At 74.3% G+C, this 15,660-nt stretch carries 14 protein-coding genes; 11 read left to right on the forward strand and 3 right to left on the reverse strand.

The window, feature by feature from the left end; all coding sequences use genetic code 11:
* Nucleotides 1-41: 41 nt before the first annotated feature.
* Genes KGD84_RS02085 through KGD84_RS02095 form a run of 3 tightly spaced genes read right to left on the reverse strand, consistent with a single transcriptional unit; the run spans nt 42 to nt 2,618 of the window.
* Nucleotides 42-437, reverse strand: coding sequence for a hypothetical protein (locus tag KGD84_RS02085; protein WP_220564438.1), 396 nt, complete (start codon nt 435-437; stop codon nt 42-44).
* Nucleotides 438-489: 52 nt separating this feature from the next.
* Nucleotides 490-1,968 (reverse strand): C40 family peptidase, encoded by a 1,479-nt coding sequence (locus KGD84_RS02090; RefSeq protein ID WP_220564439.1) that lies wholly within the window; start codon nt 1,966-1,968, stop codon nt 490-492.
* Nucleotides 1,965-2,618 carry a hypothetical protein gene (locus KGD84_RS02095; RefSeq protein ID WP_255646972.1) on the reverse strand — a complete coding sequence of 218 codons (654 nt, stop codon included), beginning with the start codon at nt 2,616-2,618 and terminating at the stop codon, nt 1,965-1,967. Before KGD84_RS02095 ends, KGD84_RS02090 begins: the two co-directional genes overlap by 4 nt.
* A 491-nt stretch (nt 2,619-3,109) precedes the next feature.
* Here KGD84_RS02095 and KGD84_RS02100 point away from each other — a divergent pair, with 491 nt between their 5' ends.
* From KGD84_RS02100 to KGD84_RS02150, 11 genes are all read left to right on the forward strand, one after another.
* Entirely contained in the window at nt 3,110-3,628 is a 519-nt protein-coding gene (locus tag KGD84_RS02100; protein WP_255646973.1) for a hypothetical protein, read from the forward strand.
* A gap of 9 nt (nt 3,629-3,637) precedes the next feature.
* Nucleotides 3,638-3,976, forward strand: a complete 339-nt coding sequence (locus tag KGD84_RS02105; protein ID WP_255646975.1) for a hypothetical protein — start codon at nt 3,638-3,640, stop codon at nt 3,974-3,976.
* On the forward strand, nt 3,976-4,317 hold the full coding sequence (locus tag KGD84_RS02110) for a hypothetical protein (RefSeq protein ID WP_220564440.1): 342 nt from the start codon (nt 3,976-3,978) through the stop codon (nt 4,315-4,317). The genes KGD84_RS02105 and KGD84_RS02110 overlap by 1 nt, the downstream gene beginning before the upstream one ends.
* 31 nt (nt 4,318-4,348) lie before the next feature.
* Nucleotides 4,349-5,212 (forward strand): hypothetical protein, encoded by an 864-nt coding sequence (locus KGD84_RS02115; protein ID WP_255646976.1) that lies wholly within the window; start codon nt 4,349-4,351, stop codon nt 5,210-5,212.
* Between the two features lie 65 nt (nt 5,213-5,277).
* A complete protein-coding gene (locus tag KGD84_RS02120; RefSeq protein WP_220564441.1) occupies nt 5,278-6,900 on the forward strand; it encodes a hypothetical protein in 1,623 nt (540 codons plus the stop codon).
* On the forward strand, nt 6,901-8,370 hold the full coding sequence (locus tag KGD84_RS02125) for an SCO6880 family protein (RefSeq protein WP_220564442.1): 1,470 nt from the start codon (nt 6,901-6,903) through the stop codon (nt 8,368-8,370).
* 9 nt (nt 8,371-8,379) lie between these two features.
* Complete coding sequence (locus KGD84_RS02130) at nt 8,380-9,927, forward strand: hypothetical protein (RefSeq protein WP_220564443.1); 1,548 nt, start codon at nt 8,380-8,382, stop codon at nt 9,925-9,927.
* A gap of 3 nt (nt 9,928-9,930) precedes the next feature.
* Entirely contained in the window at nt 9,931-11,766 is a 1,836-nt protein-coding gene (locus tag KGD84_RS02135) for a type IV secretory system conjugative DNA transfer family protein (RefSeq protein WP_220564444.1), read from the forward strand.
* A gap of 574 nt (nt 11,767-12,340) precedes the next feature.
* Nucleotides 12,341-12,970 (forward strand): hypothetical protein, encoded by a 630-nt coding sequence (locus tag KGD84_RS02140; RefSeq protein ID WP_260697180.1) that lies wholly within the window; start codon nt 12,341-12,343, stop codon nt 12,968-12,970.
* An 81-nt stretch (nt 12,971-13,051) separates the two neighbouring features.
* Nucleotides 13,052-14,014 carry a hypothetical protein gene (locus KGD84_RS02145; protein ID WP_220564446.1) on the forward strand — a complete coding sequence of 321 codons (963 nt, stop codon included), beginning with the start codon at nt 13,052-13,054 and terminating at the stop codon, nt 14,012-14,014.
* A gap of 40 nt (nt 14,015-14,054) precedes the next feature.
* A complete protein-coding gene (locus KGD84_RS02150; protein ID WP_220564447.1) occupies nt 14,055-15,599 on the forward strand; it encodes a hypothetical protein in 1,545 nt (514 codons plus the stop codon).
* The last annotated feature ends 61 nt before the right edge of the window (nt 15,600-15,660 follow it).

The following is a 15,660-nucleotide window of genomic DNA, read 5'->3' on the forward strand; positions in this document are numbered from 1 at the left end:
GCGGAGGTGTCGGCCCCGGCGCGGGCGCGCCGGGGCCGGATTCAGGCGTGCAGTGGTGTGGCCCCCTTGCCCTTGCCTCTCAGCGCCGGCCCCGACATGCCGTACGACTGTCCCGACCCCGCGCCCTCGAAGGCGCTCGCCAGCATGCCGAGCAGGCTGGTGGCGCCGCCGAGGGCGGCCCCGGCCGCGCCCAGCACGGTGGCCCCGGCGCTCATGGCCATACCCGCCATGGCGGGCAGGGCGCTCGCTCCGAGCTTGAGGGCGCCCAGGCCGAAGCCGAGCGCGCCGCTGCCGATGCCCTTCGCCAGGCCGCCCCAGCCGCCGCGGGCGGCGAGCCAGCTCGCCCCCCGGCTGCCGAGGAAGCTCAGGGCGCGGCCGCCGGCGGCCCGCAGGGCGGTGCCGCCCGCGGCGGCGAGGAGGGGTACGAAGAAGGCCATGGCGGATCGTCCTTTGTGATCGGGTGCGGTTGCGGGGAGCGGGGGCGGGGGGTCACACCTGCATGGAGTCCGGTCCGTCGCCGTCCGGGGTGATCCGCACGGCGCCGATGTAGGAGGAGCGGTAGTACTGCGAGTCCAGGGAGACCTCTTCGATGGGTTTGCGGGAGTTCGCCGCATGGACCATCATGCCCCCGCCGGCGTAGATGCCGACATGGGAGGGGCTGGCCGCGCCCGGGTTGGTGTGGAAGAAGAGCAGGTCGCCGGGCTGGAGGACGGAGACGTCCAGGCTGCCCTCCTGGACGCGCTCGGCCGTCCCTCCCCGGTAGTCCGGATGGTCCGGGTTCCACTGGGTGGTCGTCACCCAGGGGATCTGCACCCCGGCCGCCCGCCACGCCCCCTGGGTGAGCCCGGAGCAGTCGAAGGAGTCGGGGCCCCGGCCGCCCCAGACGTAGGGTTTGCCGAGCTGGGCCCGGGCGAACTCCACCGCCGTCCGGTGGGCCTCGCCGACGTCGCCGAGGAACGCCGCCTGCGTGGCGCCGCCCCCGCCCTCGCACTCCCGGTCGGAGGAGCCCGAGGACGCCTGGACGATGTTCAGGGAGGGGGAGGTCGGGGCGATCCCCGAGTTCTGGTAGTACTCGGCGACCTCGAAGACCTGGTCGACGTACCACTTGGCGGGGTTGTGCCGGAAGACCGTGCACTGCATGGGGGTCAGGTCGCTCCGCCCGCAGACGGAGGATGAGCCCTTCTGCTCGGCCTGGCGGGCGTAGTAGGCGATGCGGAAGGCCCCGGAGGTGATGTTGTCCCACGGGTCCCAGACGTTGACCATGCCGTCGTCGTTGCCGTCGATGCCGAAGTACCGGGGGTTCGACGGCATCGCGCCGACCTCGTGGTCGTAGGGGACGCGCGCCGAGACCGGTTCCTTGGGCTCGCCGCCCCACGCGTTGCCCGCGCTGCCGAGCCGGCCGCCGACCTGCCCGGTCACCGGGTCCTTGACGCCGAACTGGACGATCCCGGCCGCCCCGTAGGGGTTGCGCTGCCCCTCGACCAGGCCGGAGTGCCAGTTCGGGTCGGTGGAGACGTAGGCGCCGTTCTGGGTCTCGATGGCCCCGATGGCGGCCATCAGCTCCCAGGGGAGGTCGTACGCCTCCGCCGCGGTCCGGTGCATGCGCAGGATGTTCTCGGGGATGTCGACGCGGACGGTCTTGGTCGAGGAGCCGGGCTCCCCGTGCGCGCTGATGGTGATGGTCTTCTGCGACGACCCCGTCGTGGAGGCGTGGACGACCCCGCCGCCCCCCTGGTCCGCCCCGGTGAAGCCGCTCGCGGTGGCGCCCGTGGGGCCGCACATCGTGGCGGCGTAGGCGATGCCCCCCATGACGGCGAGCGCGGTGACGCCCCCGCCCACCCGGGCGGCCCCGCCGCCCTGCGGCAGGGCGACCGACCCCCGGTCGCCGTCGCGTCCGCCCGGGGGCAGGACGAGGGCGACCAGCCGGGACCACAGCGCCTTCGCCCGTGTACGCGCGCGGGTGCTCATCCGGTCTCCGCGATGTCCCCGACGGCGGCTCCCTGGAAGGCGTACACGGCCCACCCCCCTTCCTCGGGGACCATGGTGACCGCGTACGACACGGGCTCGTTCCCCCCGTCGTCCCCGGTGTCGGTCATGAACCGCGCCTCCACCTCGAAGATCACCGATCCCTCCCCGATGTTGCGGATGCCGGTGACCACCGCGTCCGACCGCAGCGCCTGGGGGTCCCCCTGGGGGACGGCGCTGGTGGGGGCGCCCAGGACGAGGGCCTCCACGGCTCCGAAGAACTCCTCGGACACCAGGGGCGAGAGCCGGGCGAGGCGCTCCTCGTCGGTCTCCTCCGGGCGGACCTCGGTGTAGGCGGCGACGAAGCTCCGAGCGCTCTCGGCGCCGGCGCGGAGCTCGTCCTCGGAATGGGGCATGAGCGCCAGGACGTCGTCCACGGGCTCGCCGGGGGCCTGCGTCGCCGGGGCCTCCGCTCCGGGCCCGGGGTCGGGCTCCTCGGCGTCGGAACCGCCCGAGAGCTGCCGGAACAGCAGGACGAGGGCGACGACCAGGGCCGCGATGATCGCGATCACGATCGTTTTCTCGCGTGAACCGCTGGTGAAGTCGCTCATGCTGGACCCGCCGTTCCGCTCCTGGACATCCGGTACATCCATACAGAGGGCGTTCCGGTACGGCAATGGATTAAGGCGTCCGGATATGGTGACGCAGCGTGAACGAGGATAACTTTTAGATAAACCCTTGAGTGTTCCATTGTTCGCGGGCAAGAAGTCCCGAATGGATCTCCTGGCGAAAGGCGGGGGTCGACCAAGCGCGATCACACTTCGGAGTTTCCGAATTCCGCATGGTGACCGAGAAAAAGTCCATCTTTTTCGCATTGTCGACGGAGAGTCCATGCGGTCCATTGCTCAAAGTGACGAATGTGACACTGGTCACTTGAGGGGTTTTATGTCTTTGCGGTATATATGGCCTGCTGTTCGACCCCCGCCCCGGCCCAGCGGCATCACCGTCCGTTATCTCCTGTCCGCGGACTCCGATTTTCGGACGTCGCGAATGGCGAGGCTCCGAGTGACGGGACGTTCTCCGAACCCCGTCGGACCCGTCGTCCCTTCCGGCGGAACGGACCGAGCGATCCGGGGAGGACCAGATGAGGAGGCGACCCATCGACGTCGATGACGTGCGCGGAGCCTCCACCGCGTCCTCCGGGAGCGGTCTCGGGGAGGCCGTGGTCCTGGGCTGCCACGGGGGCGCGGGCGCGACCACCCTGGCCGCACTGCTCGGCACCCCCTGGGACCTCGGCGCCTACACGCCCGACCGCGACCTGATCTCCGTCTTCGGCCGCCCCCTGGTCCTCGTCACCCGGGACGGCATCACCGCGACGACGCGGCTGGCGGAGGTCGTCAACGTCCTGGAGCACAACGGGCTGCGCCCCGCCGCCCTGGTGGTCGTGGCCGACGGCTCCGGCCCCGAACCCCCCGAGTCCTCGGCGCGGTTGCGCCTGGTGGGCGAGCGCACCGGGCCCCCGATCCGCTTCCCCTTCGTCCCGGGCCTGCGCTACGTCGACGCGGCCGAGGCGGCGAGGGTGAAGCTGCCGGGCAAGGCGTCCCGGGCCCTGGCCCGGATCACGGCGGCGGCCGGGGTCCGGACCCCCACCCCCGCAGGCTGACGAGAACGGATGAGCATGGACGGATACCTCCAGGTCGCGGCCGACCTGACCCACCACCTGGCCATGGTCCCCATGGACTTCGGGTGGACCACCGACCCCAAACTGCCCGACTTCGACGAGGGCGACGACCCGATCGGCACCGCCATCAACTGGGGCCAGGGCATCATCGTCGTCATCGGCATCATCGGCGTGCTCTTCGCCGCCGGGAAGATGGCCATCGGCAAGTTCGGCCGCTCCGACCTGGCCGCCGACGGTGTCGGCGGCCTCGTCTGGACCATCATGGGCATCTCCCTGATGCTCGTCGCCGTGCCCGTGATCCGGGCCGTCGCCAACGTGGGCGGCGGTTGATGGCGGGTGCGCTCGCCGTCCTCGCGGACGCCGCCCACCTGGCCGCCTCCCTTCCCCTCGAAGTGACCTGGGACCCCGAGCCCCGGATGCCGGCCTGGTCGCAGAACGGCGAGCAGAACCCCTCGGGGAACCCCGTCGGGAGACTGCTCAACTTCGCCCAGGGGGTCGTCGTCGTGGTCGGGGTCATCGGGCTGCTGTACTCCGCGGGGAAGATGGCCGCCGGCAGGCTGGGCCGCTCCGAGATGGCCGCCGAGGGCGTCAGCGGCGCCCTGTGGACCATCATGGGCGTCTCGCTGATGCTCGTCGCCGTCCCCATCGTGACCACGCTGCTCGGGGTGTGAACCTCACTGTCATGACGACGGGAAAGACGTGATGACGTACTCCGCGTACCGGTTCTCGGACCGGGCGGCCTCCGACGCCGCCACGGGCATCGACTCCGCCGCGGCCCTGGTGCAGTTCGAGCGCGCGGGCAACGAGCTGCTGGGCTACGTCGTCGGCCTCGGCGCGGTCGTCGGGGTCCTCGCGCTGATCATCATCGGCGGGCGGATGATCCACGCCAACTTCACCGGCGACCCCTGGATCGCCGCGCGCGGCATGGCCGAGCTCCCCTGGGTCATCCTCGGGATCATCCTGCTCATCGCCGCGGGCTCCCTGGCGGCGGTGCTCCTCCAGGGGTCACGGCACGACACCGAGGAGGACCTGGGGAACCTCGTCGAGCGGGTCGTCCAGGAGCAGGCCGCCAGGGAGCAGGAGAGCTCCTGCGAGGGCGGGCTCAGGGACCCCGACACCAGCACGTACGTCTGCCCCGACTCCGACCGGTGGACCGAGCTCTCGCACACCCTCCCCCTGACCGGCGCCGACGACGTGCGGTGCACCTACGACGGGGCCTCGGACTGCTACGAGTACTGCTTCGTCACGGGCTTCGCGGACGTGCACAACAACTTCGAGCACTCCCCCTGCACTCCCCGGGGGGACGACCGCGACCTCATGGGGAGGTCCGACTGGATCTGGGCGACCTACCACTGCGCCAACCTCCCGTCGAGCCTGCTGAACGAGACCGCGAAGTCGTGCAAGGACGCCATCGACGACTTCGACGAGGTCCCGCGCAAGTACCAGCTGGCCGCCGGCCGGGGGGAGGGCGCGGTCAAGCGCTACTACATCTGCACGCAGTACCCGGCCTGGGTGGAGGCCAACCGGGAGGTGGGCGACTTCCCGCAGGACTACTGCCCGGACTGACGGACGAATGAGGGCCGGCGCGACCGGGAGGGACCGGGGCGGCTGGAGGAGAGGGGGCGAGGCGAATGAACATGGACGAATGGGTCGGTGAGAGCCTTCAGGGCGTCACCGAGCGTATGTTCGACCTGCTGATCCTCGGCGGGAGCAGGCCGCCCATCGGCGCCGACGCGAACGGACCGCCCACGGGCGGCCTGCTCGTCGTCGACGAGGGCGTGCTCCACATCCAGAACATCTTCAACCCCCTGGTGCTCTTCCTGGCGACCCTGGGCATCCTGCTGGCGGCGGTCCGACTGCTCTGGACCCGCCGCCTCGACCCGATGATGGACCTGGTCCGCGGCCTGCTGTCGGTGATCATCACGACCTTCGCCGGGCTCTTCCTCGTCTACGTCCTGATGTCCTTCGGCAGCGCGCTGACCCAGATGATCATCGACGCGCCGACCTACCAGGGGCAGCGGCCGCACCTGAACAACAGCGAGGGGCCGATCAACCTCCTCTCGTCGGCACGGGAGGTCTACCCCAGCATCATGCGGGTGGGCGCCGACGAGGACGCCCTGGGATTCGACAACGACGCCGCGCGCCAGGCGTTCACCAACCTCGTCTCCCTCGCCGTGATCCTCGGGCTCATCGCGCAGATGGTCATCCTGTCCGTGCTGAACGCGATCGTCTACCTCCTGGCCTGCCTGCTGCCGCTGGCGGCGGCCAGCACGATGGTGCCCGGCCTGCGGATCTTCCCCAAGGTCATCGGCTGGCTGTTCGCCTGCATCCTGTACAAGCCGCTGCTGCTGATGATCTACCTGGTCGGGCTGGTCCTCCTCGGCACCACCGGCGACGACAGCAGCAACGGGCTGTCCACGTACCTGGTGGGCGCCGGCGTGATGCTCCTGGCCACCGGCTCCCTCCCCGTGCTGATGCGCCTGATGGGCTCGGCCGGGGTCTGGATGGTCGCCCTCACCGCGGGGGGCATCGGTTCCATCACCGGCGGCGGCGGGAGCGGCGGAGGCGGGGGCGGCGGCAGCGGCGCCTCGGAGGGCGGCGGCTCCTCCGCCGGGGCCGGCGGGGGCACGGACGGCTCCCCGGCCTCGTACTCCGGAGGGTCCGGCGGCCTCCAGGCGGCCGCCGCCGGGGCCAACGAGCGCGCCTCCGGGGTGGCCCGCAACCTCGACGGGGGGAGCGGGGGCGGGGTGCAGCAGGCCGGCGACTCCGGCCCGGCGTCCGGTGCCGCGGACCGGGGCGCCCTGGGGACCCTGGGCGGCCAGGGCGGTTCCGGGGCCGCGACGGCCGGGCTCGCCGCGGCCGGGGCCCCCGAGGCCGGGGGCGCCCTCGACGGGACCGGCGACGCCGGGCTCCCCGAGGGGACCGGCGGCGACCCGACGGCGCAGGCCGGCGCGGACTCGGCCCTCCCGGGCGGTTCGGGATCGGCGGCCCCGGGCGCGTCGGAGTCGGTCGGATCGACGACCTCGGCCTCCGAGGCGTCCTACGTCTCCGCCTCGGGAGCGGTCGAGGGAGGCGGGGGCGGCGGGGCCGACCCCGGCGCTTCGGGCGCCTCCTACGCGGGGGGCGGCGACTCGTACGGGGGGAGCGTCTCGGAGGGCGCGTCCCTGGACACGGGGGGCTCGGTGTCGACCGCCGGCCCCGGGGGAGCGGCGGGCGCGGACGCGCCCACCGGAGCCGACGGAAGGATGGTCTAGGTGGTCCGCACGTACGGGGGGTGGCGCAAGCGCCGCAGCATCGGGCTCTTCGGGCTCGGCCTCACCGCCACCCTCGTCCTCTTCGCGGGGCTCATCCTGCTGATGCTGGCCGGGCTGTTCGCCCCCGGGCTGGCCCTGTACCTGCTGCCGGTCATGTCGGTGGCGTTCGTGCTGGCCGCGGTGCCGGTGCAGGGCGAGTCCCTGCTGAGCTTCCTGCTCACCCGGCTGCGCTGGTGGTGGGCCAAGGCGCTCGGGCACACCCGCTACCGGGCGGGCGTCATGGTCGAGCACCCGCGCGCCTTCCAGCTGCCCGGCGTGCTGGCCCCCGTCACCCTGCTCTCCTGCGAGGACGGCCGGGGCGGCCGGTTCGGGCTGGCCTGGAACCGGCGCCTGGGCCACATGACCGCGACGGTCCTGGTGTCGTCCAACTCGGTGTGGCTCGCCGAGCCCTCCGACGTCGACACCTGGGTGGCGGGCTGGCACCAGTGGCTGGCCTCCCTCGGGTACATGCCGTGGGTCCAGTGGGTGACGGTGACGGTCGAGTCCCGGCCCGACCCGGGCAGCACGCTGCGCCACCGCGTCGAGGCGGAGATCGACCCGGCCTCCCCCGAGGCCGCCCGCAAGATCATGCACGACCTCGTCGTCAACGCGCCCACCGTCAGCGCCCAGGTGGAGACCCGCGTCAGCATCACCTACGACCCGCGGAGGTTCCCCACCGCCCCCAAGGACCGCATGCAGGCCGCGGTCGAGATCAACGGCTACCTGAACCAGATCGAGACCTCCCTGGCGGGCTCGGGCGTCTCGGTCCTGGGCCGGGCCACCCCGGAGCAGCTCGTCGCGATGGTGCGCTCCGCCTACGACCCGACGGCGCTCAACGACCTCAGCTCCCTGCTCCAGAAGACCCCCGAGGGCATCGGCAGCGTCGACTGGACGGACGCCACCCCGGTCGAGGCCGAGGCGCACCACGACCGCTACACCCACGACAGCGGCACGAGCGTCTCGTGGATCTGGCAGGAGGCGCCGCGCACCCACGTCACCAGCACGGTGCTCGCCGAACTGCTCTCTCCGACCCGCTGGGTCAAGCGCACCACCCTGCTGTTCCGGCCCTGGCCGGCGGCCGCGGCGGCCCGCGCCCTGGAGGCGCAGAACGCCGCCGCCCAGTACAAGAGCGAGCTGTCCTTCCGGGTGCGCCACCGGGTGAGCGCCCGGGACCGGCAGGACCTGGCCTACGCGCGGCAGGCGGCGCAGGAGGAGACGCGCGGCGCCGGCCTGGTGCAGGTGAGCCTGTACACGACGGCGACCGTCGACGACGAGCAGAAGATGCAGCAGGCGATCGCGCACACGGAGTCGGCGGCCGAGACCTCCCGGATCCGGCTGCGCCGGGCCTGGGGCAGCCAGGACGTCGCGTTCGCCACGACCCTGCCCCTGGGCGTGTGCCCGCCGTTCCTCGTCCAGCGCGGTATGGGTTAGGAGACACCGATGGCGATCGTCGACAGGCAGAGCCGGGCGGAGGAGCGCCGCCAGCAGCGCGAGGAGCGCAGGCGGCTCAAGCGCAAGAAGCAGCGGGAGACGGCCGCGCCCGACCGGTCGGCGGAGCGGGACCGCGAGGTCATCGCCCCCCTGCTCGGCTGGCGCCACCGGGGCGGCGGGGCCTCGCCCAACATCCCCAACGTCGTGGAGTACCAGGCCACCACCGCGCAGGCGTGCGGGCTGTTCCCCTTCGTCACCAGCAGCAAGCCGCCCGCGATCGGCACCCCCATCGGCCGCGACCTGCTCTCGGGCGAGGTCGTCTGCCTGGACCCGATGGCGTGGCTGCGCGCGGGGCTGATCACCAACCCCGGGTGCTTCGTCCTGGGCCAGCCGGGCACGGGCAAGTCCACGTTCGTCAAGCGGCTGGTCACGGGTGCCGTGTCGTTCGGATCCCAGGCGATCATCCTGGGCGACACCAAGCCCGACTACAGCGACCTCATCGCCCACCTGGGCGGCCAGGTGGTGCGCATCGGACGGGGCCTGGACCGGATCAACCCGCTCGACGCCGGGCCCCTGGGCCAGGTCATGGGGCGGCTCACCGACATGGAGCGGGAGAAACTGCGCTGGGAGGTGCGCTCGCGCCGGATCTCCCTGCTCATGGCGCTGTGCACCCTGGTCCGCGAAGGGCGGATCGCCAACTCCGAGGAGGTCGTGCTCGGCGCGGCCATCGACCTGCTGGACGAGCGGCTCGCCGGCCTGCGCCAGCCCACCGTCATCGACGTGCTCAACGTCGTGGAGGAGGGGCCCGACTCGCTGCGGTCGTTCGCCCGCGCCGACACCCGGGACCAGTACGACAAACGCGTCGACGACCTCGTCTTCACCCTGCGCCTGCTGTGCACGGGCTCCCTGGCGGGGGTCTTCGACGGCGAGACCACGACACCGCTCGACCTGGAGGCCCCGGGGATCAGCGTCGACATCTCCCGCGTGGGCGCGGCCGGGGACAAGCTCCTCACCGCCGCCATGCTCTGCACGTGGAGCTACGGGTTCGGGATGGTGGACGCCGCCGCGGTCCTCTCCGAGCACGGCGTCATCCGGCGCCGCTCCTACATCGGGGTCATGGACGAGCTGTGGCGGGCCCTGCGCGGCGCCCCCGGCCTGGTGGAGTTCGCCGACTCCCTCACCCGGCTCAACCGCTCCAAGGGCATGGCCTCGGTCATGGTGACGCACTCCCTCAACGACCTGGAGGCCCTGGCCACCGAGGAGGACCGGGCCAAGGCGCGCGGGTTCGTGGACCGCTCCGCCATCACCGTCCTGGCGGGCCTGCCGCCGCGCGAGCTCGCGGCCGTCAACCGCATCACCCCGATGACCGCCCCCGAGCAGGGGCTGGTCTCCTCCTGGTCCTCACCCGACTCCTGGCAGCCCGGGGCCCGCCACCCGGGCCGCGGCAAGTACCTGATCAAGACCGGTGCGGAGCGCCTGGGCATCCCGGTGCAGATGACCCTCACCCGTGACGAGCTCGCCCTGTACGACACCGACCAGGCGATCCGGAGGGAGTGAACCGTGGCCCGTGAACGTCCGAAGTACCAGGTGAAGGGCGGGGTGGCCGCGGCGGGCGCGCCGCCCCTGCTGGTCCTGCTCGCGCTCTGGGGCGTGGTCGGCCTGTTCTTCCTGTTCTGGCTCTCCGCCCGCCTCGTGGCGGCGGTGCTGGGCGGGACGGTGACCCCCTTCGGCCCCCTGTGGGCCTACTCCCTCCTGATGCGGGACACCGCGGCGGTGTGGCCGGGCGTGCCCACGGTCCCGGTCCTCGTGGTGTTCACCCTCCTGGCCGCCGCGTCCGTCGCGGCGGTGTGGTGGGCCCTGGCCCGCCTGCGCGACGCCCTGTACGGGCAGCCGGACGCGGTCGGCGCCCTGAACAAGGACAACGACACCGTCTCGGAGCTGGCCCGACCCGAGGCCGCCGACAAGGCCGTCCGCCTGCGGCGGCGCTCCCTGGCCGGGTCCCGGGGGCGGTCGCTCGGGGACGCCGACGTGGGCCTGGCCCTCGGGGACGTCCGCATGGGAGGGGACCGGGTCGGCAAGCGCCTGTTCGCCTCGTGGGAGGACACCGTCCTCGCCTTCATGGCGCCCCGGGCGGGCAAGACCACCGCGATGGCCATCCCCTACGTCCTGGACGCGCCCGGCGCGGCGCTGGCCACCAGCAACAAGGCCGACGTCTGGTCGGCGACGGCGGCCATCCGGCAGCGGACCACCGGCGAGCGCGTGTGGCTGTTCGACCCCCAGCACATCACCCACCAGGAGCAGGAGTTCTGGTGGGACCCGCTGGCGGAGGTGCGCGGCGTCGAGGACGCCTACCGGCTCGCCGGGCACTTCGTCCTCACCATCGACGACGACTCCAAGAAGGACATGTGGGGGCCCGCCGCCCGCGCCCTGCTCTCCCAGCTCATCCTGGCCGCCGCCCTGGACGGCCGGTCGCTGCGGGAGGTCGGCGAGTGGCTCCACGACACCAAGCTGCCCCAGCCGGTGGACATCCTGTTCGAGCACGGGTTCACCGCCTACGCCGAGGCCCTGCGCGAGACGCAGAACATCGTCGCGGAGACCCGCGACGGCATCTACACCACGGCGCGCACCGCCGCCCGCTGCCTGGACGACCCCGAGATCATGCGGTGGGTGACGCCCCAGGAGGGCGACCCCTTCCCCGAGTTCCAGCCGCGCTCCTTCGTCACCACCCGCCAGACCCTGCACCTGCTCAGCAAGTCCCGGGCGGCGTCCGCGCCGCTCATCGCCGCGCTCACGGACGCGATCTTCCTCGCCGGCGAGCAGGCCTCCGAGGCGCAGGGCGGCCGCCTGGACCCGCCGCTGGTGGCGGTCCTGGACGAGGCCGCGAACATCTGCAAGATCGCCGACCTGCCCGACATGTACTCCCACCTGGGGTCGCGGGGCATCGTGCCGGTCACCATCCTCCAGAGCCACCGCCAGGGCGTGCGGGTGTGGACGGAGAACGGCATGGAGGCGATGTGGTCCGCCGCCACGGTCAAGGTGTTCGGCGCCGGACTCGACGACCACAAGATCGTGGACGCCCTCTCCAAGCTCGTCGGCCAGCACGACGTGTCCACCACGTCCTTCAGCTATGGCGAGGGCAAGGGCAACCACTCGGTGCAGCTGCGGCGGCAGGAGATCCTCCAGGGCTCGGACATCCGCCGGATCGACAAGGGCGACTGCCTGCTCTTCGCCACCGCCGCCAAGCCCACCATCCTGCGGATGCTCCCGTGGTACCGGGACCGCCGCGCCCCCCTGATCTCCGCCGAGATCAAGGCCGCCGAGGCGCTCATCACCAGCGGGGCCCGCAAGCGCTACGGCGGCCGCCGCAGCGGTGCGGCCGTCGCGGAGAAGGAGTAGGACATGGCCGGAGCCGACGCGGCGCAGCCGCCCGAGCACACGCGCTCCCGCGACCGGGAGCGCAGCGGTTCCTCCCTGGCCCAGGAGGCCGCCGGACTGACCCCCCGCTCCTCCGGGGGCGTCCCGGGGGGGCCGGGGCTCCCTGACGGCGGCGGGCAGATCGCCCCGGAGACCGCCGCCGCGCTCAAGGGCCTGAACAGGCTCGCGGGCTGGATCCTCCAACTGCTGGGGGCCGTGCTCAGGGCCCTGGCCGAGGCGGTGTTCCGGCTCTCGCGGTTCGCCTTCCGGGTCTCCTTCCTCGTGCTGCGCTGGTCGCTCCGGCGGGGCCGCCCGGTGCGGCGCTGGCGGATCAGGGCCCGGCTCGCGAGCATCGAACGCGCGAGGAAGAGGACGGACCGGGAGGCCGAACAGGCCCTGGGGCGTGTCGAGGACCGCGTGGCCGCCGTCCGGGAGAACGGCGACGCCCGGGTCCGGGAGGCCGTGCGGCGCCGGGCCGCCCGGGTCGGGGAGGCCCGGGAGCGGGCCGGCCGGCTCACCGACCAGGCGCGCCGGACCGGCGAGGCCGGCGTCCGGCGTGCGCGCTGGGAGGCGCGCAACCTCCCCGGCGCAGGCCGACGCGCGCGTGCGCGCCGCCGAGCAGGCCCGCGACCGGCGCGTCGACCGGGCACGGCAGCGCGGCGACGCCGTCGTGGACCGCGTCCGCGCTTCCGCCGACGCCGAGGTGGTCCGGGCCCGGGCCGACCGCGACCGGGACAACCGACAGGCCGTGACCCGTGCGGGTGCGGCCCTGCGGGAGATCGACGCCGCGCGCACGGAGCGCCTGGCGGACCTCGACCGCAGGGCCTCCGAGGTGCGGGACCTGCGCGGGCAGCGCCTGGCCCCGCGCGCCCTGCACGCCCGCCTGCGCGCGGACCACCGCCAGGGGCGGGAGTCGACCCGCGGGTTCCGGAACCGGATCGCGGCGGCGGAGCAGAGCCTGGGGCCCGCTCCGGCGCCCGTGCGCCCCGCGCCGGCCGGTTCGCCGACCGCGACCCCGGCGCCCCGCCCGCGCATCCCCGGGCTGCGGCTCGGCGGCGCGGCCGGACGCGGCCCCGGCCTGAGGCTCGGCGGGGCGGTCGGACGCAACCGGGGGAGGGCGGTGCCCGCGCCGCGCCGCGCCCCGGTGCGGGTCCCCGCCCCCAGGAGAAGGGCGGGCGGCTCGTGAACCTCCGCACGCACCGCCGGCCGGCGCGGGCCGGAGCACGGCGGCGCCCGCCCGAACCCACCCCCACGGAAGGACCAGGCCATGGCAGACGGCGAAGCAGGACCGCTTCTGAAGCGGGGTTCCGCGGAGCGGGCGCGTCCCCCGCGCGGGCTCCCGCCGGGCGCCGGTGGCGGCCGGGACGCCGAGGGCCGCCCCGTGCGGGACCTGTGGATCGGGAGACGGCTCAAGGAGGTCGAGGAGTCCCGGACACAGGCGTACATAGCGGGCGTGGGCAGCAGCATCAGGATCGATGAGCACGTGGACCGCGTCCGCCGGGACGGCGAGGCCCGGGTCCGTGCCGCGCGGGCGCGCGGAGCGGAAGCGGTCCGGCACGCGCGGTCCGAGGCCGAGGGGCTCGTGGAGCGCGCGGAGGGCACCGGCAGGGCACTGGTCCGCGACGCGGAGAACAGGGCGCTCACCCTCGCCCCCGCCGAGGCCGCCGGGCACGTGCGGGCCGCCGGGGAGGAAGGGGAGCGGGGTATCGGCCTCGCCTCCGCCCAGGGGAGCGCCCTCGTCGACCGCGCCCGCACCGACAGCGCCGCCGAGGTGCGCCGGGTCGGGGCCGCGTCCGCCGAGGCGGCCGCCAAGGCCGAAGCGGACGCGGCCGTCGCCCGGCCGGAGGTCAAGGCGGCCAGAGCGGACCGCCTGGCGGAACTCGGCCGGAGGAAGGAAGCGCTCCAGGGCCTGCTGGGCACCCGCATGCCCCTCGGTGAACTGCGCTCGCTTCTGCGGGAGGACCGCAGGCGGGAGCGGGCGAGCCTCGCCGGGTTCGAGAGCCGGCTCGCCAGGGCGGAGCTGCGGGCGGGTCTCCTGCCGGCGGACCTCACCGTTCCCCTCCCCGTGTCGGTGCCGGAGGCCGTGGAGCCCGGCCGGCGTCGGCCGAATGCCGCGACGGGGCTCCGCGGGGCGGTCGCGCGCGCCTCCGGTGGGAAGGTCTCCCGGCCGCGCCGTTCCGCATCGCGGGCACACGACCAGGGGTCCGACCGAAGGGGGCGTGGAGTGTGATGGTTCCGCGACGGGGACGACGGCGTCCGGGAGGCAGGGGATGAGCGAACGGAACGGCGGCGTCGGCCGCTGGGACGACGAGGAGGCGCGTTCCCGGCGCCGCACCCGGGAACAGCCGACCGGCCCCCGCGAGAGCGGGGGGTCGGACTCCGGCGGGGGACGGCTCGACACGGCCGACGCCCTCCTGGCCGCCGCCATGCGGGCACCGATCGCGCGCGGCGGCATGACCAACTCCGGCTGGCTCGCCATGGCCTCCCTCCACGGCCACCTGCGCAGGCGCCGGCTCCAGAGCAGCGGCGAGGCGTTCTTCCCCGAGACCCACGTGGCGGGCTCCCCGGCCCTCGTGCAGGCCGCCCTCCACCTGGCCCGGGGCGCCGACCCCGCCGCCGCTGCGGCCGCGCTGCCCGGGGCGGACACCCGGCAGGTCCGCGAGGCCCGCGACCGGCTCGACTTCGCGACGATGGCCAAGGCCCTGGAGCGGGACCTGGTGAGCGGGAACCTGGAGAGGACCGCGCACGCCGCCCTCCAGGAGAAGGGGATCGACCCCGGTACGCCGCCCGAGCAGTCCTGGCGGCGCGCCCTCGACGGCTCCGACCTGGGCAGGCTGCGCCCGCGCGACCTCGGCGCGCTCTACCTCAGCGCGGCCGAGGCCACCGGGCCGCAGGCCCGGCAGGCCGAGGCCCGGGTCCTGGAGGCCCTGGCCGAGCGGCACCCCCAGCTCGCGGCGTCCGTCGAACGCGGCCTCGTCCAGGACCGCGCCTTCGCGGGCGACCCGCACTCCGCCCGGCTCGACAAGAACACGGCCGTGGCCGGCGCGGTGTGGTCGGCGGACGAACGCCCCGTACCGATGGAGGAGTGGCTGGTCAGGGCCGTCCCCCGGTTCAAGGACGCCCGCACCGACCCGAACTGGCGGCGCGACGCCGCCGAGTCGGTCATCACCGCCGCCCTCGACGGGAGGGCCCCCGCGGGCTCCGTGCCCGCGCTCATCGACAACGCCCGGCGGAGCCTGCCCGGGTTCGACGCCCGTTACCGCGAAGGCCTGGCGCTCGCCGAGGAGCGCACCCGCGCGGGGACCGGCAGCGGCTTCCCCCAGGGGGACGCCGTCCTCTACGCGCTGGACCGGGGCAGGGACTTCCCGGTCAACGAGGCGCGCCAGGGCCGCGGGGCAGTGGTGGCGGCGGGGAACGGGGACGCCGCCCGCCTGCGCGCCGGAGCCGGGGCCGACGCCCCCGACCGGCGCCCGGAGCTGGCCGACGCGCGCCTGCCGAAGAACCGGGGGCAGGCGGAGCGCGCGGTGGAGGCCAACGGCCGCGCGGTCGCCCGGACCCCCGCCACCCGCCTGGACCGCGCACAGCAGGGGAACCTCGACGAGCGCCGCGACCGGAACCGGCAGCGCGTACAGCAGGCCCGCGAGCAGCGGGCCGCCTACCGGGCGGGCCGGACCGACGCAGTCCGCCGCGACGGCGTCGGGCTGCCGCGCACCCGGGTGCAGGCGAACGCGGCGGTCCGGCGGGCGACCGTCGTCCACCGGCGCCAGCGCAACGAGCTGAGCACCCTGACCCGGCGGTCGGCCGCCGGCCGCTGACGGGGCGGCCCCGCCCGCGGACGCCCCCGGGCCCAGGGCCGGGGGCCGCGGCCCGGCACAC

The organism is Nocardiopsis changdeensis, assembly GCF_018316655.1.
Lineage (GTDB): Bacteria > Actinomycetota > Actinomycetes > Streptosporangiales > Streptosporangiaceae > Nocardiopsis > Nocardiopsis changdeensis.

Bases quoted from the DNA above. Each gene is read 5' to 3' on its own strand.
- KGD84_RS02150 (WP_220564447.1), top strand. From the start codon at position 14,055: ATGAGCGAACGGAACGGCGGCGTCGGCCGCTGGGACGACGAGGAGGCG.
- KGD84_RS02115 (WP_255646976.1), top strand. From the start codon at position 4,349: ATGACGTACTCCGCGTACCGGTTCTCGGACCGGGCGGCCTCCGACGCC.
- KGD84_RS02130 (WP_220564443.1), top strand. From the start codon at position 8,380: ATGGCGATCGTCGACAGGCAGAGCCGGGCGGAGGAGCGCCGCCAGCAG.
- KGD84_RS02100 (WP_255646973.1), top strand. From the start codon at position 3,110: ATGAGGAGGCGACCCATCGACGTCGATGACGTGCGCGGAGCCTCCACC.
- KGD84_RS02110 (WP_220564440.1), top strand. From the start codon at position 3,976: ATGGCGGGTGCGCTCGCCGTCCTCGCGGACGCCGCCCACCTGGCCGCC.
- KGD84_RS02085 (WP_220564438.1), bottom strand. From the start codon at position 437: ATGGCCTTCTTCGTACCCCTCCTCGCCGCCGCGGGCGGCACCGCCCTG.
- KGD84_RS02105 (WP_255646975.1), top strand. From the start codon at position 3,638: ATGAGCATGGACGGATACCTCCAGGTCGCGGCCGACCTGACCCACCAC.
- KGD84_RS02090 (WP_220564439.1), bottom strand. From the start codon at position 1,968: ATGAGCACCCGCGCGCGTACACGGGCGAAGGCGCTGTGGTCCCGGCTG.
- KGD84_RS02095 (WP_255646972.1), bottom strand. From the start codon at position 2,618: ATGGATGTACCGGATGTCCAGGAGCGGAACGGCGGGTCCAGCATGAGC.
- KGD84_RS02145 (WP_220564446.1), top strand. From the start codon at position 13,052: ATGGCAGACGGCGAAGCAGGACCGCTTCTGAAGCGGGGTTCCGCGGAG.
- KGD84_RS02120 (WP_220564441.1), top strand. From the start codon at position 5,278: ATGAACATGGACGAATGGGTCGGTGAGAGCCTTCAGGGCGTCACCGAG.